Genomic DNA, 17,342 nt, shown 5'->3' with positions numbered 1-17,342 from the left:
AAACAGGGAACTTCCAGGGTAGTCGTGTCAACCCTTGAGACGCCGCCGCATCCAGGGGAGAAGCGCGTCACCCTGGGCGCGCTGGAACGCCCGTACCGTGGGCAGACCCGGCGGTGGCGGTTGCCGTGACTGGTCCAGGAAGAAACCGGTGAAACCGATCACGGCGTCCACGCCCGCCGCCGGCAGCAGCGCGTCGCCGTCGCCGCCGTGCACCTCGACGTTCAGCGCCAGCAGGGCCAGGTCGAGCCAGTCGGGGCCGTTGCAGCCCCACGGCCAGTCGACGAAGAACACCTCGCCGGCCGGCGTGATCAGCATGTTGTCCGGGCGTACGTCCAGGTGCACCAGGGTGTCACCGACCAGCGAGGCGAGACCGGCGGCGGCTCTGGCCCGCAGCTCGTCCAGCCGGGGGAACAGCCAGGGCTCGAGGTCGGCGGGCGGGTCGGCCGCGATGCGGTTCCACCCGCCGAAGTCGCCGGCCAGGGTCTCCGCGGCCGTCCGGCCCCCGGGGAAGGGCGACGGTGTGAGGGATCGGGCCAGCTCGCGGACCGCGCTCACGGCCGCGTCGAGCTCGTCCTTGACCCAGGGGGTACGCGGGTGCCGGCCGTCGATGTCGTCGAAGACCAGCACGACCCAGTGGCCGTCGTCGAAGGTGCCTTTCAACCGTGGCGCCCTCGTGGCCGCGGGCAGGGCCGCGCAGATCACCGCCTCCCGCCGCGCCATCTCGGGCGACATGTGGTTCTGGTCGGGACTGACCGCCTTCACGAACGCTCTCGTGCCGGCCGCGGTGAGCACCCGGTCGGCCGTACCCGGCGAAAATCCCCCAGCCTGGGACGCGGCCCGCGTGACCGGCGCGCCCAGAATCTCGGCGACGGCCTCCTGGGCCGTCGCCGGCAGATCGTGCCAAGTGATGCGTGATCCGCCGACGGCCGGGATCATGGTTCTCCTCATGATCTGGTCTGACCTCCCCGTTTGGGAGAACCCTGACAGCCCGGTCTCGATTACGAAACGGGATTTTCCCGGTCGCCCGTTCGGACCGGAAAGTGTCACAGCCCGGTGGCATCGTGTGGGCCATGAGCGCACCGGCCATCCAGACCAGTGGACTGGTCAAGACCTTCGGCGACAACCGCGCGGTCGACGGGGTCGATCTCAACGTGCCCGCCGGCACGGTCTACGGGCTGCTCGGCCCCAACGGCGCGGGCAAGACGACAGTCGTGCGCATGCTCGCCACGCTGCTGCGGCCCGACGGCGGCACGGCCGCTGTCTTCGGCCACGACGTGGTGCGCGACGCCGACGCGGTGCGCGCCCGGGTGAGCCTGACCGGGCAATACGCGTCGGTTGACGAAGACCTCACCGGCCACGAAAACCTGGTGCTGCTGGCCCGGCTGCTCGGCTACCGCAAGCCCGCCGCCCGCGACCGCGCGGCCCGGCTGCTCGAGGCGTTCGGGCTCACCGACGCGGCCGACCGGCAGGTCAAGAAATACAGCGGCGGCATGCGCCGGCGCCTCGACATCGGCGCCAGCATCCTCAACACACCCGACCTGCTCTTCCTCGACGAGCCGACCACCGGGCTCGACCCGCGCAGCCGCAACCAGGTGTGGGACATCGTCCGGGTCGTCGTGGCCAACGGCACCACCGTGCTGCTCACCACCCAATACCTCGACGAGGCCGATCAGCTCGCCGGCCGGATCGCGGTCGTCGACCACGGGCGGGTGATCGCCGAGGGCACGCCCGGGCAGCTCAAGTCCTCGGTCGGGGCGGGCACGGTGCACGTACGCCTGCGTGACGAGGCCCAGCGGCCCGAGGCCGCGCGGGTGCTCACCCGGGTGCTGGCCACCACCGTGACCCTCGAGCCCGACCCGGTCGCGCTCACCGCCCGGGTCGAGGCGGCCGAGCCGGCCGCCGCGGCGCTGGGTGCGCTGGCCGCGGCCGGCATCGTCGTCGACCATTTCTCCCTCGGCCAGCCCAGTCTGGACGAGGTCTTCCTGGCACTGACCGAGGTGAAATCATGACGATCACCACCGAGGCCGTTCCCTACACGCCGTCGTCCGAGACGCTGGCGGCCGTGCTCACCCGCGGCGACCGGCCCCGCCGCCCGAGTGCCTGGTCGGCGTCGGTCACCTACGGCTGGCGGGCCATGCTGAAGATCAAGCATGTCCCCGAGCAACTTTTCGACGTGACCGCGTTCCCGATCATCATGACGCTGATGTTCACCTACCTCTTCGGCGGTGCGCTGGCCGGCTCCCCGAGTGAATACCTGCAGTTCTTCCTGCCCGGCATCATGGTCACCAGCGTCGTCATGATCACCATGTACACCGGCGTCGGCCTCAACACCGACATCGAGAAGGGCGTCTTCGACCGCTTCCGTACGCTGCCGGTCTGGCGGCCGTCCGCCCTGATCGGCATGATCTTCGGCGACGTGCTGCGCTACTTCCTCGCCGCCTCGGTCATCCTCGCCGTCGGCCTGGTCCTCGGCTTCCGCCCCGGCGGCGGGGTGCCCGGCGTCCTCGGCGGGATGGCGCTGCTGATCGTCTTCTCGTTCGCCTTCTCCTGGGTGTGGACGATGTTCGGGCTGATCCTGCGCTCGGAGAAATCGGTGATGGGCGTCAGCATGATGGTGCTGTTCCCCTTGACCTTCCTGAGCAACGTCTTCGTCGAGCCGCGCACGATGCCCGGCTGGCTACAGGCCTTCGTCAGCGTCAACCCCATCACCCACCTGGTCGGCGCCGTCCGCTCCACGATGGAGGGCGACTGGCACCTGGGCGAGATCACCTGGACCCTGGTGGCGAGCGCGGTGTTCGTGGCGATCTTCGGCACCCTGACCATGTATTTCTACAACCGCAAATGACCAGTACGCCGCCCCGACGCCCCGCCTTGCCCCATGCTCGCGCCGGCGCTCCTGGCCGGCGGGTGGCCACCTCCCATCGCGCCGTTCGTAGGGGCGCGGTGGCGCTGCCGGTCTCCGACCTCGCCGACTGGGAGGCTCAGTTGCCGGCCCGGGCCGAGGAGGCCAACCGGGTGCGAGAGGCGCGGGCGGCGGAGCGCCGGGCGAAAGCGGCGCGACGGAAGGCGGGGATGACCGCCCGCCACACCTGGCGACAGCTCCACCTCGACGCCCGGGCGGCCGAGGCCGAGCACCGGCGCCCCGGCTGACGGTCATGATGGGGCATGATCGTTCGCAATCCTGAGACGGTGCACGCGCCGCTGGCCGACTACAGCCACCAGGTCGAGGTGCCCAGTGGCGGGCGCTGGCTCGTGCTGTCCGGCCAGATCGGCATGGCGGCCGACCGCGCGGTGCCGGCCGATCCCGTCGACCAACTGCGTCAGGCCCTCGACAACGTGGCCGCCAACCTGGCCGCCGCCGGGATGGCCGTGTCCGACCTGGTGAAACTCACCTACTACCTGGTCGGGGACCTCGACCCGGCGGCTCGGCGTCAAGTCGTCGGGTCGTGGCTGGGCGGGCATCGGCCCGGGAGCACGGTGCTTTACGTGAGTGGGCTGGCGACACCGGAACTGCGCGTGGAGATCGACGCCTGGGCTTACGCGGCCTGACCCGTTTGGCGGTGGTGGGCGCGGGCGGTGTTTGGCGCGCTCGGCTACCACCGTGGTTGGCGGTGGTGGGTCCGGGTGGTGTTTGCGCGCTTGGTTACCGCTGTGGGTGGGGTGGTGGGTCCGGGTGATGGTTGGGGTGGGGATGGCGGGCAGGGCTACCACTTTGGTGGGGTGGCGGCTTGTGATTCGGGCGGGAAGGCGGGGTGGTGCTTTGCTGCTGTCTCATTTCCGTTGGCATGGGCGGGGCCGCCCTCGACCCTGGCTACCTCGCTGACCTCGGTGGCATGGGTCGCTTTGATTGCCTCGAGGGGGAGGCGGGGACCTTTCGCTCTGGGGGTGCGGAGGGGTAGGAGGGCGGCGATCGTTATGGCCAGGAACAGGCGGGCGTTTGTCCACAGGGGAATGTCGAAGGTCGCTGTGGGTAGGAGCATTATGGCCAGGACGATGGTGGTCCAGGCTGCTTGAGCGCGGGGGGTGCGCAGCGGGAGCAGCACGGCCAGCACCAGCCAGATCTGGTGGTGGGTCCAGGAGACCGGCGAGAGGACGATGCTGCCGGCGCCGGTGAGGATGGTGGCGGTCAGCCAGTCGCCGGCTCGGGCGTGGCGGGTGGCGCGCCAGAGGGCCGTCACCGCCACGATGCCGCCGATTGTCACGGTGATCAGGGTGCGTGGATCGTCGGGGACGGTCAGGCGGAGGAGCAGGCCGTTCAGGGACTGGTTGCCGATTGACGTGATGTGGCCCAGGCGGCTCACGTGGAAGATTTCCGAGGTCCAGAAGCGGAGAGAGTCGGCGGGGGCGGCGATCGCGCCCAGGGCGGTGCACGCGGCGAAGGTGGCGATGGCCCGCAGGGCGGCGGCTTGGCGATGGAGTGCGCTGGTAGTCGGCGGGGCGAACCAGCGACGGGGTGGGTTGGTGGCCGGCGGGGTGGGTTGGGTGCGGTGTGCGCTGGTGGTCGGCGGGGCGAACCAGCGACGGGGTGGGTTGGTGGCCGGCGGGGTGAGTTGGCGGCGGGGTGCGCCGGGTGTTGGTGGGGCGAACCAGTGGTGGGGTGGGTTGGTGGCCGGCGGGGTCGGTTGGGTGCGGGGGGCGCCGGTTGCGGGCAGGGCGGGCCGGCGGCGGGGTGGGGTGGCTGTTGGCTTCGCGGCTTGGCGGGGGGAGAGGGCGGCCAGGAACAGGAGCGGGATGAAGAGCAGAGGGGTCAGTTTGAGGGCCGATGCGACTCCGATGAGGATTCCGGCATAGCGGGTGTTGGTCAGGAGTAGCAGGTCGGTGGCTATCAGGGCGGCCAGGAACAGGCTTATCTGGCCGAAGTGGATGTTTGAGCTGAAAGGGGCGGAGAGGGTCAAGGCGAGCGCGATCCACGGGGACAGGGCGGGGGCTCGGGGGCGGAATTGGCCCCAGGAAGGTCTTGGTCTGGGGGGTGGCGGGGGCGGCGGCGGCAGTGGCTTGGGGTGTGGGGCGAGAGCGCGGGTGACCCGGACCGGAAGTGGGCCGAGGTGATCGAGCGCTTTGGTTGTGAGTAGTGCCAGGTACGCGACGGTTATGACTGTGGTTGCGGTCCAGAGGAATTGCAGTGCGGGGACCGGCATCGCGGTCAGGGGGCGGAACAGCATGGCGGCGAAAGGGGGGTAGGTGAAAGGCGCGTCGCCGCGGATGAAGTCGTAGAGGCTGGGGGCGGCTGCTGCGCCCAGGTAGACGTGCAGGTCGGACAGGCGGTCCTCGACCGGGCGGGACAGGGAAGACCACGCCGTGGCCGTGGCTGCGGAAAAGGCGGCGGCCCAGATCAGGCGGGTACGTACCATGGTAGGAACTCTACATAGGGGGTGGGGTGCGGGCCAGCGGTGTGGCGGGAGCGTTACTCGGGGGCGGGCTCGGTCAGGCGGAGGGTCAGGGTGGCGGCCAGGAGGGCTACCGCGGCCTGGCCGGCGGGGTGGGTGGCGAAACCGAAGCCGAAGACGGCGGAATGGTTGAGGATGCGGTGGGCCATGGCGGTGGTGTCGGCGGTGGCCAAGGTGGTGAGTTCGCAGGTGACGACCGCGAGGATCGCGGCGGCGGCGCCGAGGGTGGCTTGGCGGCGAGGGGAGCCGGGGGCGCCGGTTATGGCGGTCGTGTGGATGCGAACGCGGTGGGAGAAGGACCGGGCGAGGTTGATGATCAGTCGCGCGGCGGGGGAGTGGGTGGTCCGCGCGGTGGCGAGGGTGGTGCGGGCGGTGGCGAGGGCGGCGGTGAGGACGGTGCGGGCGGCGGTGAGGACGGTGCGGGCGGTGGCGAGGGTGGTGCGGGCGGTGGCGAGGGTGGTGCCCGCGGGGTTGGTGCGGGCGGGGTTGGTGCGGAAGGTGGGGGTGCCGGCGGGGTTGGTGCGGAAGGCGGCGGGGGTGCCCGCGGGGTTGGTGCGGAAGGTGGGGGTGGCCACGGGGGTGGTGGGGAAGGTGGGGGTGCCGGCGGGGTTGGTGCGGAAGGCGGGGGTGGCCACGGGGGCTGAGGGGGCGGGACGGGAGAGGGAGAGAACGAAGATCGTGGAGAGGAGGAGGGGGGTTGTCATGGCGGTGGCGTTGCCGAGGAAGAGGGGCGGTAGGTGGGGACTGGGCGGTAGCAGGGAGAGAGGGAACCACAGGGGGGCTGACCAGGGGGAGACGTTGAGGGCGTGGGCGGCGTGCAGGGCGCCCGCGGTGGTCGCGGTCAGCAGGGAAAGGGCGGCGGCGACGGGAATGAAGGGGCGGGGTGCGCGGAGGGCCAGGAGCATGGTGAGCAGCCAGGCGATGGCGGCGGGGGCTACGTCGCGGAGGCCCATGAAAGGCATCACCGAGACGGGGTTGCCCAGGAACAGGAACGTGAACAACGTCGGCGCCATCACTGACACCGCGGTGGTGGGGGACATGCGGGCGCGCCGGGCCGCCAGGGCCATGAGGAAACCGGCCGGGACGAGGAGCAGCGGCGCGGTGGCGTGGACGGCGTTGCTCAGGGCCGCGGCCAGCAGAGTGGCTCCGGCGGCCGTCGCCGCGGTTGTCGTGCGCTGGGCCCAGGACGGGCCGTCGACCGTCGGTGCCACGACCAAACTGCCCGCGTACATCAGCATTTTGAAGCGCGAATCGCGCAAGACGGCCAACTCGGCCTGCCACTCACGCAGCAGGTCCGCGGAAATGTCGGCGGGCCAGCGGCCGGCCGCGACGGTCAGCAGCCACCGGCTCAGCCGCCAGGTGGGGCTCATGCGGGTGCCTCGCTCAGCAGCCACCGGCTCGGCCGCCAGGTGGGGCTCATGCGGGGGCCTCGCCCAGCAGGGAGCGCGTCATGTGTGTGACCTCGCGCCGGGCCGACGCCGCGCCCTCGGCCGTGAGCAGGTAATACCGTCGTGCGGGACGGCCCTCGGCGGCCGGATCGGCCTCTTCCCAGCGTGACTCGACCCAGCCGGCTCGCTCCAGGCGCACCAGGATCGGGTACAGCGTGCCGCTGGGCAGCCCGGTCGCCTGCATCAGCTGCAGCCCATACCGTTCGTCGGCCCGGGCGGCCAGCAGCGCAGCCACGACCTTGAGCACCGACGCCGTCATCCGAGGAGGCATGTACCGACCCTACATAGGGTCGGCCACCCGCGGAAGCGTCACCGTGACGATCAGGCCGCCCTCGGGACGCGCGACCGCCCGGGCCTCGCCGCCGTGCGCCCGCGCCACGGCCCGGACGATCGACAGGCCGAGGCCGGCGCCGGGCGACGCGGCCAGGCGCTCGGTGCCGGTCAGCCGGCGGAACGGCTCGAACAGGCCCTCCACCTCGTACGGCGGCACGACCGGGCCGCTGTTGCTGACCTCGACGAACGCGCTCGGGCCGTGCGCGCCGGTGACCACGCACACCCAGCCGCCGGGAACGTTGTGCCGCAGGCCGTTCTCGATGAGATTCTGCACCATGCGTTCGAGCAGGATCGGGTCACCGAGCACGGGCGCCTCGGCCAGCCTCGTGTCCGCGGTCTCGGCGACGTGGTCGGCGACGTCGGCCAGGTCCACGTAGGACAGCTCGGCCGGTTCGCGTTCCGAGCGCGCCAGCATGAGCAGGCCGTCGATGAGCCGGCCGTGCCGGTCGTTGATGGCCAGCAGCGTGTCGCCGAGGTGGCGTAGCTCGGGCGTCACCTGCCGCGGCGCCAGCGCCACCTCGAGCAGGGTGCGGTTCAAGGTCAGGGGGGTACGCAGCTCGTGTGACGCGTTCGCGATGAAGCGGCGCTGCCCGTCGAAGGCGTGGTCGAGCCGGGTCAGCATCCGGTCGAAGGTGTCGGCCAGGCGCTTCACCTCGTCCTCCGGACCCTCCATGGCGATTCGCTCGTGCAACCGGCCGTCGGCCGCCGGAGCCTCGGCGATGCGGCGGGCGGTCGCGGTGATCCGGTTGAGCGGTTGCAGCAGCACACCGGCGATCAGATAGCCCAGCCCGACCGCCGCCGCCGTGGCCATGACCAGAGCCAGCAGCCCCTGGGTGAGCAGCGTCCGCAGCATGTCGTCGCGGGCGCTCTGCTCGAACTGCTGGGTGAAGGTCGCGTTGCCCACGCCGGGTGGCGGGATCTCGGCCCGGACCTTGATCACGCCGGGCAGCTGCTGCGAGACCAGCAGGTAGGTGAGGACGAGCAGCAGGAGCCCGGCGCCCAGGAACAGGCCGCCGTAGACGAGGGTCAGCCGGAGTCTCATCGGATGCGGTACCCCACTCCCGGTTCGGTCAGCAGGACCGGCGGTTCGCCGAGTTTGCGGCGCAGCTTCAGGATCGTCATCCGGACGGCGTGGGTGAACGGGTCGGCGTTCTCGTCCCACGCCTTCTCCAGCAGCAGCTCGGCCGACACGGCGGTCCCGTCGGCGCGCAGCAGCTCGGTCAGCACGGCGAACTCCTTGCGGGACAGCGGGACGTAGCGGCCGTCGCGGAACACCTCGCGCCGGTGCGGGTCGAGGCTGATCCCGGCCCGGCGCAGCACCGGGGGAGCGGCGGCCCGGGACCGGCGGCCCAGCGCGGCCACCCGGGCGATCAGCTCGCGCAGCTCGAACGGCTTGGGCAGGTAGTCGTCGGCGCCCAGGGCCAGGCCGTCGACCCGGTCGTCGACGCTGCCGGCCGCGGTCAGCATGATCACCCGCATCGGGCCGCCGGCGTCGGCGATCCGGCGGCACACCTCGTCGCCGTGCACCACCGGCAGGTCGCGGTCGAGGACCACCACGTCGTAGTCGTGCACGTCGGTGCGTTCCAGCGCGGCGCCGCCGTCGTAGACCACGTCCACCGCGTGCGCGTGCTGCCGCAGTCCGGCCGCCACCGCGTCGGCCAGCAACGGCTCGTCCTCGACCACCAGGATCCGCATGCCCCTATGTTCACCCACGGTGACGTCACGTGGGTGTCACCGTTTTCGCTGACGCCCGGGAAATGCGACACCTCCTTCACTGGGCGGCATGCGTAGAACCCTGCTTCTCATCCCATTGCTGGTGCCGCTGCTGGCCGCCTGCGGTTCGCCGGGCCAGGAACCCGGCGTCGCGACGGCCACCGACGGCGCGGTCGCCCCGGCGCCCAGTGCCACCGCGGGCGGCGGCTTCGATCCGACGAAGCTCGCGAAATGCGTACGCGAGAACGGCATCCCGAACTTCCCCGACCCCGAGGTGGACGAGGGTCGCATCTCGATCCGGATGCCGGATGGTGTCCGGAAGGAAGCCGCCGACAAGGCCATGGAGGCCTGCAAGCAGTACCAGCCGAACGGCGGGCAGCCCGGCAAGGTCGACCCGGCGATCACCGCGCAGCTGCGTCTGCTGGCCAAGTGCATGCGCGAGAACGGCGTACCGGACTTCCCGGACCCCGGCGCCGACGGCGGCATCGAACTGCGCCACGACAAGAACGGTGGCGGCATCGACCCGGAGAGCCCGTCGTTCAAGAAGGCCGAGGAGGCGTGCAAGCAGTTCCGGCCGGAGCCGCCGGCCGGTTCGAAGGACGAGAAGTCGAGCGTCACGGGGAAGGCCGGGTCGTGAACCGCGCCGGAATGGTGGTGGCCGCGGTCGTCGCGGTCGGCGCGGCCACCGCCGCCGGGGTGGCCGCCGGGCTGCCGTCCGCCTCGGGGGAGGACGACGGCGCGAGCGGCGCGATGCCACCGGCCACGGCCACCGTCACGCGCGGCACGCTGGTCGACCGGGAGGACAAGACCGGCGATCTGGGGTACGGGGACACGACCGCGATCGCCACCCGGACGGCCGGGACCGTGACCTCGATGCCGGACACCGGCGCCACTCTGGCCCGGGGCAAACCGGTATACCGTCTCGACAACCGGCCGGTCGTGCTGCTTTATGGGACGCTGCCCGCGTACCGTGCCCTGCGGCCCGGCCTCGACGGCGCGGATGTGAAGCAGCTGGAGAAGAACCTCTGGGCCCTGGGTTATCGCGGCTTCACTGTGGACCGTGACTACACCTCGGCCACCGCCGCCGCCGTCGAGGAGTGGCAGGACGACCTGGGCCGGCCCGAGACCGGCACGGTCGACCCGGCGGACGTCGTTGTCGCACCGGGGCCGGTGAGGGTGGACAGCCTCGCGGCCGCCGCCGGCGACGTCGTGCAGCCGGGCGCCGCCCTGCTCAACCTGACCGCCACCACCCGGCTCGTCGACGTGCGGCTGGAGATCGACGACCAGCGGCTGGCCAAGACCGGCCGGGCCGTCGAGATCACGTTGCCGGACGACAAGACGGTGCCGGGGAAGATCATCAGGACGAAGAGTGTCGTCGTTCCCGGGGAGGGCCAGGAGCCGGACACCACCGCGATCGACGTGACCGTCGCCTTCGGCAAGGGCAAGGAACCGGCCGGCCTGGACGAGGCGTCGGTGACCGTGGCGTTCACCGCGTCGCAGGCCCGGGGCGTGCTCACGGTGCCGGTGGGCGCGCTGCTGGCGCTGGCCGAGGGCGGCTACGGCGTCGAGGTGGTCGACGGCGCCACCACGAGGATCGTCGCGGTGCGGACCGGGCTGTTCGCCGACGGCAAGGTCGAGATCAGCGGCTCCGGCATCGCCGAGGGCACGGTCGTCGGGGTGCCCGCATGACCGCGGTGGTGGAACTGGAGCGGGTGACCAAGACCTACGGCGGCGGCGTGACCGCGCTGGACGACGTCAGCCTCCGGGTCGAGCGCGGCGAGTTCGTCGCGATCGTCGGCCCGTCCGGCTCGGGCAAGTCGACCATGCTGCACCTGATCGGCACGCTCGACCGGCCGTCGTCGGGGTGGGTCAGCATCGACGGGTACGACGTGAGCGTCCTGTCCGACAGTCAGTTGTCGGCTCTGCGCGCCCAGCGGATCGGCTTCGTCTTCCAGCACTTCCACCTGGCGCCCGGGCGGGACATCGTCGCCAACGTGGCCGACGGGCTGCTCTATGCGGGCGTACCGGAGAAGCGGCGCCGGAGAGCCGCCGAGGCCGCGCTGGTCCGGGTCGGCCTGGGTGACCGGCTCACCCACCGCCCGCATCAGCTCTCCGGCGGCGAACGGCAACGTGTCGCCGTGGCCCGGGCGGTGGTCGGCGAGCCGACGCTGCTGCTTGCCGACGAGCCCACCGGCAACCTCGACTCGGCCTCTGGCGCGGCGGTGATCGACCTGCTCGCCGACCTGCACGCGGCCGGGACGACGGTCCTGCTGATCACCCACGACCGGTCGATCGCGGCGGCGCTGCCCCGGCAGGTGCCGATGCGGGACGGGCGGGTGGTCGCATGATCACGCCGACCAGGATGCGGCTGAGGGACGTCGTGCTCGTCGGCCTGACCGGGTTGCGGGCCCGGCCCGCTCGGGCCGTGTTGTCCGCGCTGGGCATCGCGATCGGCATCGCCGCCATGGTCGCGGTGGTCGGCATCTCCGCCTCCAGCGCCGCCGACCTCGACCGCCGTCTGGCCGCGCTCGGCACCAACCTGCTCACCGTGGCCCCCGGCAAGACGATGTTCGGCGAGGACGCCTATCTGCCGGACGAGTCGGTCGCGATGATCGGCCGGATCGGCCCGGTCCAGCGGGTGGCGGCGACGGGCACGGTGCCGGGCACCCGTGTCTACCGCAACGACCGGATTCCGGTGGCCGAGACGGGCGGTCTTTCGGTACGCGCGGCCGGCGCGACCCTGCTGCCGACGGTCGGTGGCACGCTGCGTTCGGGCGTCTGGCTGAACGCCCCCACGGCCACCGTTCTCGGCGCCGACGCCGCCGCCCGCCTGGGCATCGGCCGGGCCGGGGTGAACGTGCTGCTCGGCGACCGCTGGTTCACCGTCGTCGGGGTGCTCCGTCCGGTGCCGCTGGCCCCCGAACTCGACGGCGCGGCCCTGGTCAGCTGGGCCGACGCGAAGCAGCGCCTGGGCTTCGACGGCCATCCCACGACCGTCTACACGCGAACCGCCGACTCCCAGGTCACCGCGGTGCAGGCGGTGCTGGCGGCCACCGCCAACCCGTCGGCGCCGAACGAGGTGCGGGTGTCCCGGCCGTCCGACGTGCTCACCGCCCGGGAGGCCACCGACCGTACGTTCACCGCCCTGCTGCTCGGGCTGGGCGCGGTGGCCCTGCTGGTCGGCGGCATCGGGGTAGCCAACACCATGGTCATCTCGGTGCTGGAACGCCGTTCGGAGATCGGCCTGCGGCGTTCGCTGGGCGCGACCCGAAGTCAGATCCGCGGCCAGTTCGTCGCCGAGTCGCTGCTGTTGTCCCTGCTCGGCGGGGCCGGGGGTGCGCTTCTGGGTGCGATGGTCACCGCCGGGTACGCGACGGTGCAGGGCTGGCCTGCGGTCGTACCCCTCTGGGTGTTGGCCGGTGGGGTGGCTGCGACCGTCCTGATCGGGGCTCTCGCCGGTCTCTACCCGGCCGTCCGGGCGTCCCGGCTCGCACCGACGGAGGCATTGGCCAACGCGTGAAACATTGACGAAACTCAGCGTTCACACCTACGCTTCCCACCACGAGAGAGCGCTCTCACAGGCGTCTCCCGACAGCTGAACAGTGGAGGCGTGATGGAATCAGGTGTTCCCCCCGGCCGGCGGATCACACCGGCCTTCTCCGGCCGGGTCCTCGCGCTGACGGTGGCCGCCGCCGTCATCGCCGGGCTCGGCGCGGTCGCCGTCAGCGGCACCGCCGACGCGGCCACCGTGGGCGCCGGCAGCTACACCGAAACCCTGCCCGCCGGGGCCGCACTGCCCGCCGGCTGTGGAGACCTGGCCACCAACCCGCGCCAGTTCATGACCGCCAACGCGCCGGCCGGCCCGGTGCCGACCAACGACTGGTGGTCGTCGCTGGTCTACAAGAAGTTCGACTGCGCCTACAGTGAGAACCTGCACGCGCACCCGACCAGCTACGACACCACCTCGGCCGGGCTCGGCTTCTCCTACAACACCACGCCCCAGATCAGTGGCTCGTCCACCGGCGTCGGCGAATACCACTACATCTACCAGGAAGACTTCACCGCCGGCGTGGCCGGGCTGAACGCGCCCCGGACCCTGGTCGACGGCTGGACCGACTGGACCGTCACGCCGTACTGGAGCGACGGCACCCGGACGATGAAGGCCACCATCGGTCACGGTCTGCCCTTCGCGTACTTCCAGATCACCGGTGGAAACGCACAGATCACCGCCAAGAGCACCCCGACCGTCTGGTCCAACAGCGGATCGCGGATCGGCTACTCGGTGGCCGGCAAGGACTACGTCGCGTACGCGCCGACCGGAGCCACCTGGTCGGTCAGCGGCAACGTCATCACCTCGACCCTGGCCGGCAAGGGCTACTTCTCCATCGCCGTGCTGCCCAGCGGCGTCGCTGACAAGGTCGCGCTGGCCACCAGTTACGGCGCGTACGCGCACAACCACGTGACCGGCACCCGGGTGTCGTACGCCTACAACCAGGCCACCAGCCGGGTCACCACGACCTACGCCTACACCACCACGGCACGCGAGGGTTCCGGCACCGGGACCGTCATCGGCCTCTACCCGCACCAGTGGCGGGCGCTGACCGGGGCCACCCCGATCACACCGTCCTACGTGACCGCCCGCGGAGCCATGAAGGTGCTGGTGGGCGCGTCGTCGTACACCACCTCGGCGGTGTTCAACGGGGTGCTGCCCGAGGTGCCCGCGGTGGCCGACAGCACCGGAACCGACCGGACGACCCTCAACGGCTACCTCGACCAGGTCAAGGACAACCCGGTCAACGTGGCCAACAACGACACCTACTGGACCGGCAAGGCGCTCGGCGTCGGCGCGCGGATCGCCGAGATCGCCGACCAGCTCGGCCGCACCGACGTACGCGACACCGCGCTCGCCGCCATCCGCGCCAAACTGACCGACTGGTTCACCGCCACCCCCGGCGAGGCGCAGAGGCTGTTCTACTACGACCGGAACTGGGGCACGCTGATCGGCTACCCCGCGTCCTACGGATCCGACGCGGAACTCAACGACCACCACTTCCACTACGGCTACTACATCTCCGCCGCCGCGACGCTGGCCAAGTTCGATCCCTCCTGGGCGGCCAATTCGGCGTACGGCGGAATGGTCGATCTGTTGATCCGCGACGCCAACAACTACGACCGCGGCGACAACCGGTTCCCGTACCTGCGCGACTTCGACATCTACGCCGGGCACGACTGGGCGGCCGGGCACGGCGCGTTCTTCGCCGGCAACAACCAGGAGTCCTCGTCGGAGGGGATGAACTTCGCCAACGGGCTCATCCAATGGGGACAGGCGACCGGCAACAACGCGATCCGCGACGCCGGCATCTTCATCTGGACGACACAGTCGGCCGCCATCAACGAGTACTGGTTCGACACCCGCAACGAGAACTTCCCGGCGGCGTTCGGCCACGGCACGGTCGGCATGGTCTGGGGTGACGGCGGGGCGTACGCCACCTGGTTCGCCTCCGCGCCGGAACAGATCCAGGGCATCAACATGCTGCCGGTCACCGGCGGGCACTTCTACCTGGGCAACGACCCGGCCTACGTCCGGAGCAACTACGCCGAGATGGTACGCAACGCCGGGCACGAACCGGCGCTGTGGCAGGACATCGCCTGGCAGTACCTGGCCCTCGGCGACGGCGACGCGGCGCTGGCCAAGTTCCGAGCCGGCAGCGGCTACACGCCCGAGGAGGGCGAGACCAAGGCGCACACGTTCCACTGGATCCGCAACCTCGCCGCCCTCGGCACCACCGACGTCACCGTCACGGCCAACCATCCGCTGGCCCGGGTGTTCAGCAAGAACGGCGCCAAGACGTACGTCGCGTCCAACATCACCAACGCGGCGCTCACGGTGACCTTCTCGGACGGCCGGGTGCTCGAGGTGCCGGCCGGCCGGACCGTCGCCAGCGGCGCTTCCAACTTCTCCGGCGGCAACGCCACCGGTGGCGGGATCAACCCACCCTCCGACCCACCCTCCGACCCGCCTTCTGGCCCGCCGTCGGATCCGCCTTCCGACCCGCCGTCCTCCGGGGGAGCGGTGCGGTACCCGCAGAGCGGGGGCGCGCTGCCCGCTGCCCCGGGAAGCGCCGGCACCGTGACAGTGGCCCAGGCGTCGGGCGCCAACGACAACCAGCCACACTCACCGACCACCTTCACCGCGACCGGGCTGAACCTGGCCTACCGGTCCGGCGCGGCGACCGCCTTCGACTTCTCGGTCGACTCGGGCACCTCGGTCGGCAACGCCACCCAGGTCCGCGTCTCGTACGACCTGACCGGCAACGGCAGCTTCGACCGGGTCGAGACGTACCGCTACTTCGCCACCGACCCGGTCACCGGGTGGGAGCGGTACACGCAGGCCGTCGGCTCGGTCACCACCACCGGAACGTTGGGCAACCTGACCGGCGGCACGGTCAAGGTCGAGATCTGGAGTGCCATCGGCTCGGCGCCGAGCACGGTGTCGCTGGGCGCGCTCTCCACGCTGACCCTGCCCTATCAGTGAGCCCGGGCGCCGCGTGGCTTCCACCACGCGGCGTCGGGGGGCGCAGGTCACCGCGGCCTGGGCCGGGCTGAGCGGCAGCAGGGTGGTGGTGAGCAGGACGCCGGCGGCGGCGAGGAGGCGGTACATCGATGGACTCCCTGATGTGGACGGTCGAGTGGTTGAGGTCGACCGTGCTGGAGTCATCGATATCGGCGGATTAGTTGAAGCCTGAAGCAAGATTAAGACGCCGACGTGAGCGAGTGTCACAATATCGCTGAAACACCTCGGATGCCGCAGGTCAGACATTATCGTCCGGACTATGACGGGAATTATGCGCCGCTGGCGGATCGCCACGCGGGTCATGCTGATCGCGGTGCTGGGCATACTCGTTTCGGCTGTCCTGCTTCTCACCGCGGTGTCCGGATTCCGTACCCAGCTGCAGGCGGGCGAACAGACGCGGAAGGTCATGGAGCTGACCCGTCAGGCCCTGGAGGCCAAGTTCCGCACCGCCGACGTCGCCGGCTGGCAGACCGGCTACGCCTTCGACTTCACCCGCGGCGTGCCCGACGCGCTGTCCGACAACGCCGGGCAGCGTAAGGAGTTCCTGGCCTCGGCCGCCGCCCTCAACCAGCTGTACGCGACCCTGGCCGACGGCGAACTGGACAGCGACGAACGTCCGCTGCTGGACCAGGCCCGCCAGTCCTTCACCTCGTTCCTGGAGATCGACCAGCGCATCGTGCAGGGCTACCGCACCGGCACCAAGGCGTCCATCCAGGCGGCCAACGACCTGGCCTCGGGGGAATCGCTGGACGCCTTCGGCCAGGCGTCCACCGCCACCAGCAAGCTCGCCGACAACGTCAGCGCCGAGGGCACCCGGACGGCACTGGAGGCCGCCAATGCCGCCCGCGAAGGCCGCCGCACCATGATCATCACCGGGATTGCCGGCCTGCTGCTGTCCGTACTCGTCTCACTGGTCGTGATCCGCAGCATCAACGGGCCGATGCGGGCGCTGCGGCTGCGACTGGCCGACATCGCCGAGGGCGAGGGTGACCTGCGGGCACGGGTGCCCGAGGCCGGCAACGACGAACTGACCAGCGTGGCGCGCTCCTTCAACCAGTTCGTGGCCACCATCGCCGACGCCATGCGGGCCGTACACGAGCGGTCCCAGCTGTTGGCCGGCAACTCGCAGCAGCTGACCACGGTGTCCGGCGACCTCTCGGCCTCGGCCGAGGAGACCAGCCGGCGGGCCGACGCGGCCAGCAGCGCGTCGGAACAGATCACCGCGAGCGTGCAGACCGTCGCCGCCGGCGCCGAGGAGATGGGCGCGTCGATCGGCGAGATCGCACGCAGCGCCGGCGAGGCCGCCCGGGTCGCCTCGGACGCCGCCACCGTCTCGGCCACCGTCACCGGCACGGTCGGCAAGCTGGGCGACTCCAGCCGGCAGATCGGCGAGATCGCCAAGGTGATCAGCGCCATCGCCGAGCAGACCAACCTCCTCGCCCTCAACGCCACGATCGAGGCGGCCCGCGCCGGCGAACAGGGCAAGGGCTTCGCCGTGGTCGCCGGCGAGGTCAAGGAACTCGCCTCGGAGACGGCCCGCGCCACCGCCGACATCGACACCCGCATCGCCGCCATCCAGACCGACACGGCCGACGCGGTGAACGCGATCGCCCAGATCACCGACGTCATCGACCGCATCAACGCGCTGCAGACCACGATCGCCTCGGCCATCGAGGAGCAGACCGCCACCACCGAGGAGATGACCCGCAGCATCGGCGACGTGGCCACCGGCTCGGCCGGCATCAGCTCCGACGTGACCGCCGTGGCCACGACCGCGGGCGCCACCACGGCCGGGGCCTCGGCGATCCGTGGGGCCGCCGGCGAACTGAACCAGGTGTCGGGTGATCTGCGTACGCTGGTCGGCCGTTTCCGCTTCTGAGCCCCGGC

Annotated in this window: 16 protein-coding genes; 10 read left to right on the top strand and 6 right to left on the bottom strand. The window is 71.2% G+C overall.

Going from position 1 to position 17,342, the window contains the following annotated elements; translation table 11 throughout:
- Nucleotides 1-27 precede the first annotated feature (27 nt).
- On the bottom strand, nucleotides 28-948 hold the full coding sequence (locus tag ACGFIO_RS32875; protein WP_392832246.1) for a phosphotransferase: 921 nt from the start codon (nucleotides 946-948) through the stop codon (nucleotides 28-30).
- Between the two features lie 122 nt (nucleotides 949-1,070).
- Here ACGFIO_RS32875 and ACGFIO_RS32870 point away from each other — a divergent pair, with 122 nt between their 5' ends.
- The 4 genes from ACGFIO_RS32870 to ACGFIO_RS32855 all read left to right on the top strand — a co-directional run bounded on the left by ACGFIO_RS32870 (nucleotide 1,071) and on the right by ACGFIO_RS32855 (nucleotide 3,549).
- Complete coding sequence (locus ACGFIO_RS32870) at nucleotides 1,071-2,009, top strand: ATP-binding cassette domain-containing protein (protein ID WP_392832243.1); 939 nt, start codon at nucleotides 1,071-1,073, stop codon at nucleotides 2,007-2,009.
- Entirely contained in the window at nucleotides 2,006-2,845 is an 840-nt protein-coding gene (locus tag ACGFIO_RS32865; protein WP_392832241.1) for an ABC transporter permease, read from the top strand. The genes ACGFIO_RS32870 and ACGFIO_RS32865 overlap by 4 nt, the downstream gene beginning before the upstream one ends.
- A 98-nt stretch (nucleotides 2,846-2,943) precedes the next feature.
- Nucleotides 2,944-3,150: a hypothetical protein gene (locus ACGFIO_RS32860; protein ID WP_392832238.1), complete on the top strand. Its 207-nt coding sequence runs from the start codon at nucleotides 2,944-2,946 to the stop codon at nucleotides 3,148-3,150.
- Nucleotides 3,151-3,165: 15 nt separating this feature from the next.
- Nucleotides 3,166-3,549, top strand: a complete 384-nt coding sequence (locus ACGFIO_RS32855; RefSeq protein ID WP_392832236.1) for a RidA family protein — start codon at nucleotides 3,166-3,168, stop codon at nucleotides 3,547-3,549.
- 155 nt (nucleotides 3,550-3,704) lie between these two features.
- Here ACGFIO_RS32855 and ACGFIO_RS32850 read toward each other — a convergent pair whose 3' ends face one another.
- Genes ACGFIO_RS32850 through ACGFIO_RS32830 form a run of 5 tightly spaced genes read right to left on the bottom strand, consistent with a single transcriptional unit; the run spans nucleotide 3,705 to nucleotide 8,863 of the window.
- Nucleotides 3,705-5,351 carry a glycosyltransferase 87 family protein gene (locus ACGFIO_RS32850; RefSeq protein WP_392832233.1) on the bottom strand — a complete coding sequence of 549 codons (1,647 nt, stop codon included), beginning with the start codon at nucleotides 5,349-5,351 and terminating at the stop codon, nucleotides 3,705-3,707.
- Between the two features lie 53 nt (nucleotides 5,352-5,404).
- Complete coding sequence (locus ACGFIO_RS32845; protein ID WP_392832230.1) at nucleotides 5,405-6,757, bottom strand: hypothetical protein; 1,353 nt, start codon at nucleotides 6,755-6,757, stop codon at nucleotides 5,405-5,407.
- Between the two features lie 46 nt (nucleotides 6,758-6,803).
- The gene (locus ACGFIO_RS32840; RefSeq protein WP_392832227.1) at nucleotides 6,804-7,106 is read right to left on the bottom strand and encodes a PadR family transcriptional regulator; all 303 of its coding nucleotides are present in this window, start codon (nucleotides 7,104-7,106) and stop codon (nucleotides 6,804-6,806) included.
- Between the two features lie 9 nt (nucleotides 7,107-7,115).
- Nucleotides 7,116-8,210: a sensor histidine kinase gene (locus tag ACGFIO_RS32835; protein WP_392832224.1), complete on the bottom strand. Its 1,095-nt coding sequence runs from the start codon at nucleotides 8,208-8,210 to the stop codon at nucleotides 7,116-7,118.
- Entirely contained in the window at nucleotides 8,207-8,863 is a 657-nt protein-coding gene (locus ACGFIO_RS32830; protein ID WP_392832221.1) for a response regulator transcription factor, read from the bottom strand. Before ACGFIO_RS32830 ends, ACGFIO_RS32835 begins: the two co-directional genes overlap by 4 nt.
- Before the next feature lie 88 nt (nucleotides 8,864-8,951).
- Between ACGFIO_RS32830 and ACGFIO_RS32825 the strand changes: the two genes are divergently transcribed.
- The 6 genes from ACGFIO_RS32825 to ACGFIO_RS32800 all read left to right on the top strand — a co-directional run bounded on the left by ACGFIO_RS32825 (nucleotide 8,952) and on the right by ACGFIO_RS32800 (nucleotide 17,334).
- Complete coding sequence (locus tag ACGFIO_RS32825) at nucleotides 8,952-9,518, top strand: hypothetical protein (RefSeq protein ID WP_392832219.1); 567 nt, start codon at nucleotides 8,952-8,954, stop codon at nucleotides 9,516-9,518.
- On the top strand, nucleotides 9,515-10,570 hold the full coding sequence (locus ACGFIO_RS32820; protein WP_392832217.1) for an efflux RND transporter periplasmic adaptor subunit: 1,056 nt from the start codon (nucleotides 9,515-9,517) through the stop codon (nucleotides 10,568-10,570). The genes ACGFIO_RS32825 and ACGFIO_RS32820 overlap by 4 nt, the downstream gene beginning before the upstream one ends.
- Nucleotides 10,571-10,575: 5 nt before the next feature.
- Nucleotides 10,576-11,229, top strand: a complete 654-nt coding sequence (locus ACGFIO_RS32815; RefSeq protein WP_392832487.1) for an ABC transporter ATP-binding protein — start codon at nucleotides 10,576-10,578, stop codon at nucleotides 11,227-11,229.
- The gene (locus tag ACGFIO_RS32810) at nucleotides 11,226-12,401 is read left to right on the top strand and encodes an ABC transporter permease (RefSeq protein ID WP_392832214.1); all 1,176 of its coding nucleotides are present in this window, start codon (nucleotides 11,226-11,228) and stop codon (nucleotides 12,399-12,401) included. Before ACGFIO_RS32815 ends, ACGFIO_RS32810 begins: the two co-directional genes overlap by 4 nt.
- A 93-nt stretch (nucleotides 12,402-12,494) precedes the next feature.
- Complete coding sequence (locus tag ACGFIO_RS32805) at nucleotides 12,495-15,416, top strand: glycosyl hydrolase (protein WP_392832211.1); 2,922 nt, start codon at nucleotides 12,495-12,497, stop codon at nucleotides 15,414-15,416.
- Between the two features lie 298 nt (nucleotides 15,417-15,714).
- The gene (locus ACGFIO_RS32800; protein WP_392832208.1) at nucleotides 15,715-17,334 is read left to right on the top strand and encodes a methyl-accepting chemotaxis protein; all 1,620 of its coding nucleotides are present in this window, start codon (nucleotides 15,715-15,717) and stop codon (nucleotides 17,332-17,334) included.
- Nucleotides 17,335-17,342 lie beyond the last annotated feature (8 nt).

Origin of the sequence: Actinoplanes sp. NPDC049265 (assembly GCF_043197135.1) — a bacterium.
GTDB lineage: Bacteria > Actinomycetota > Actinomycetes > Mycobacteriales > Micromonosporaceae > Actinoplanes.
This window is presented reverse-complemented; position numbering and strand designations above follow the sequence as displayed.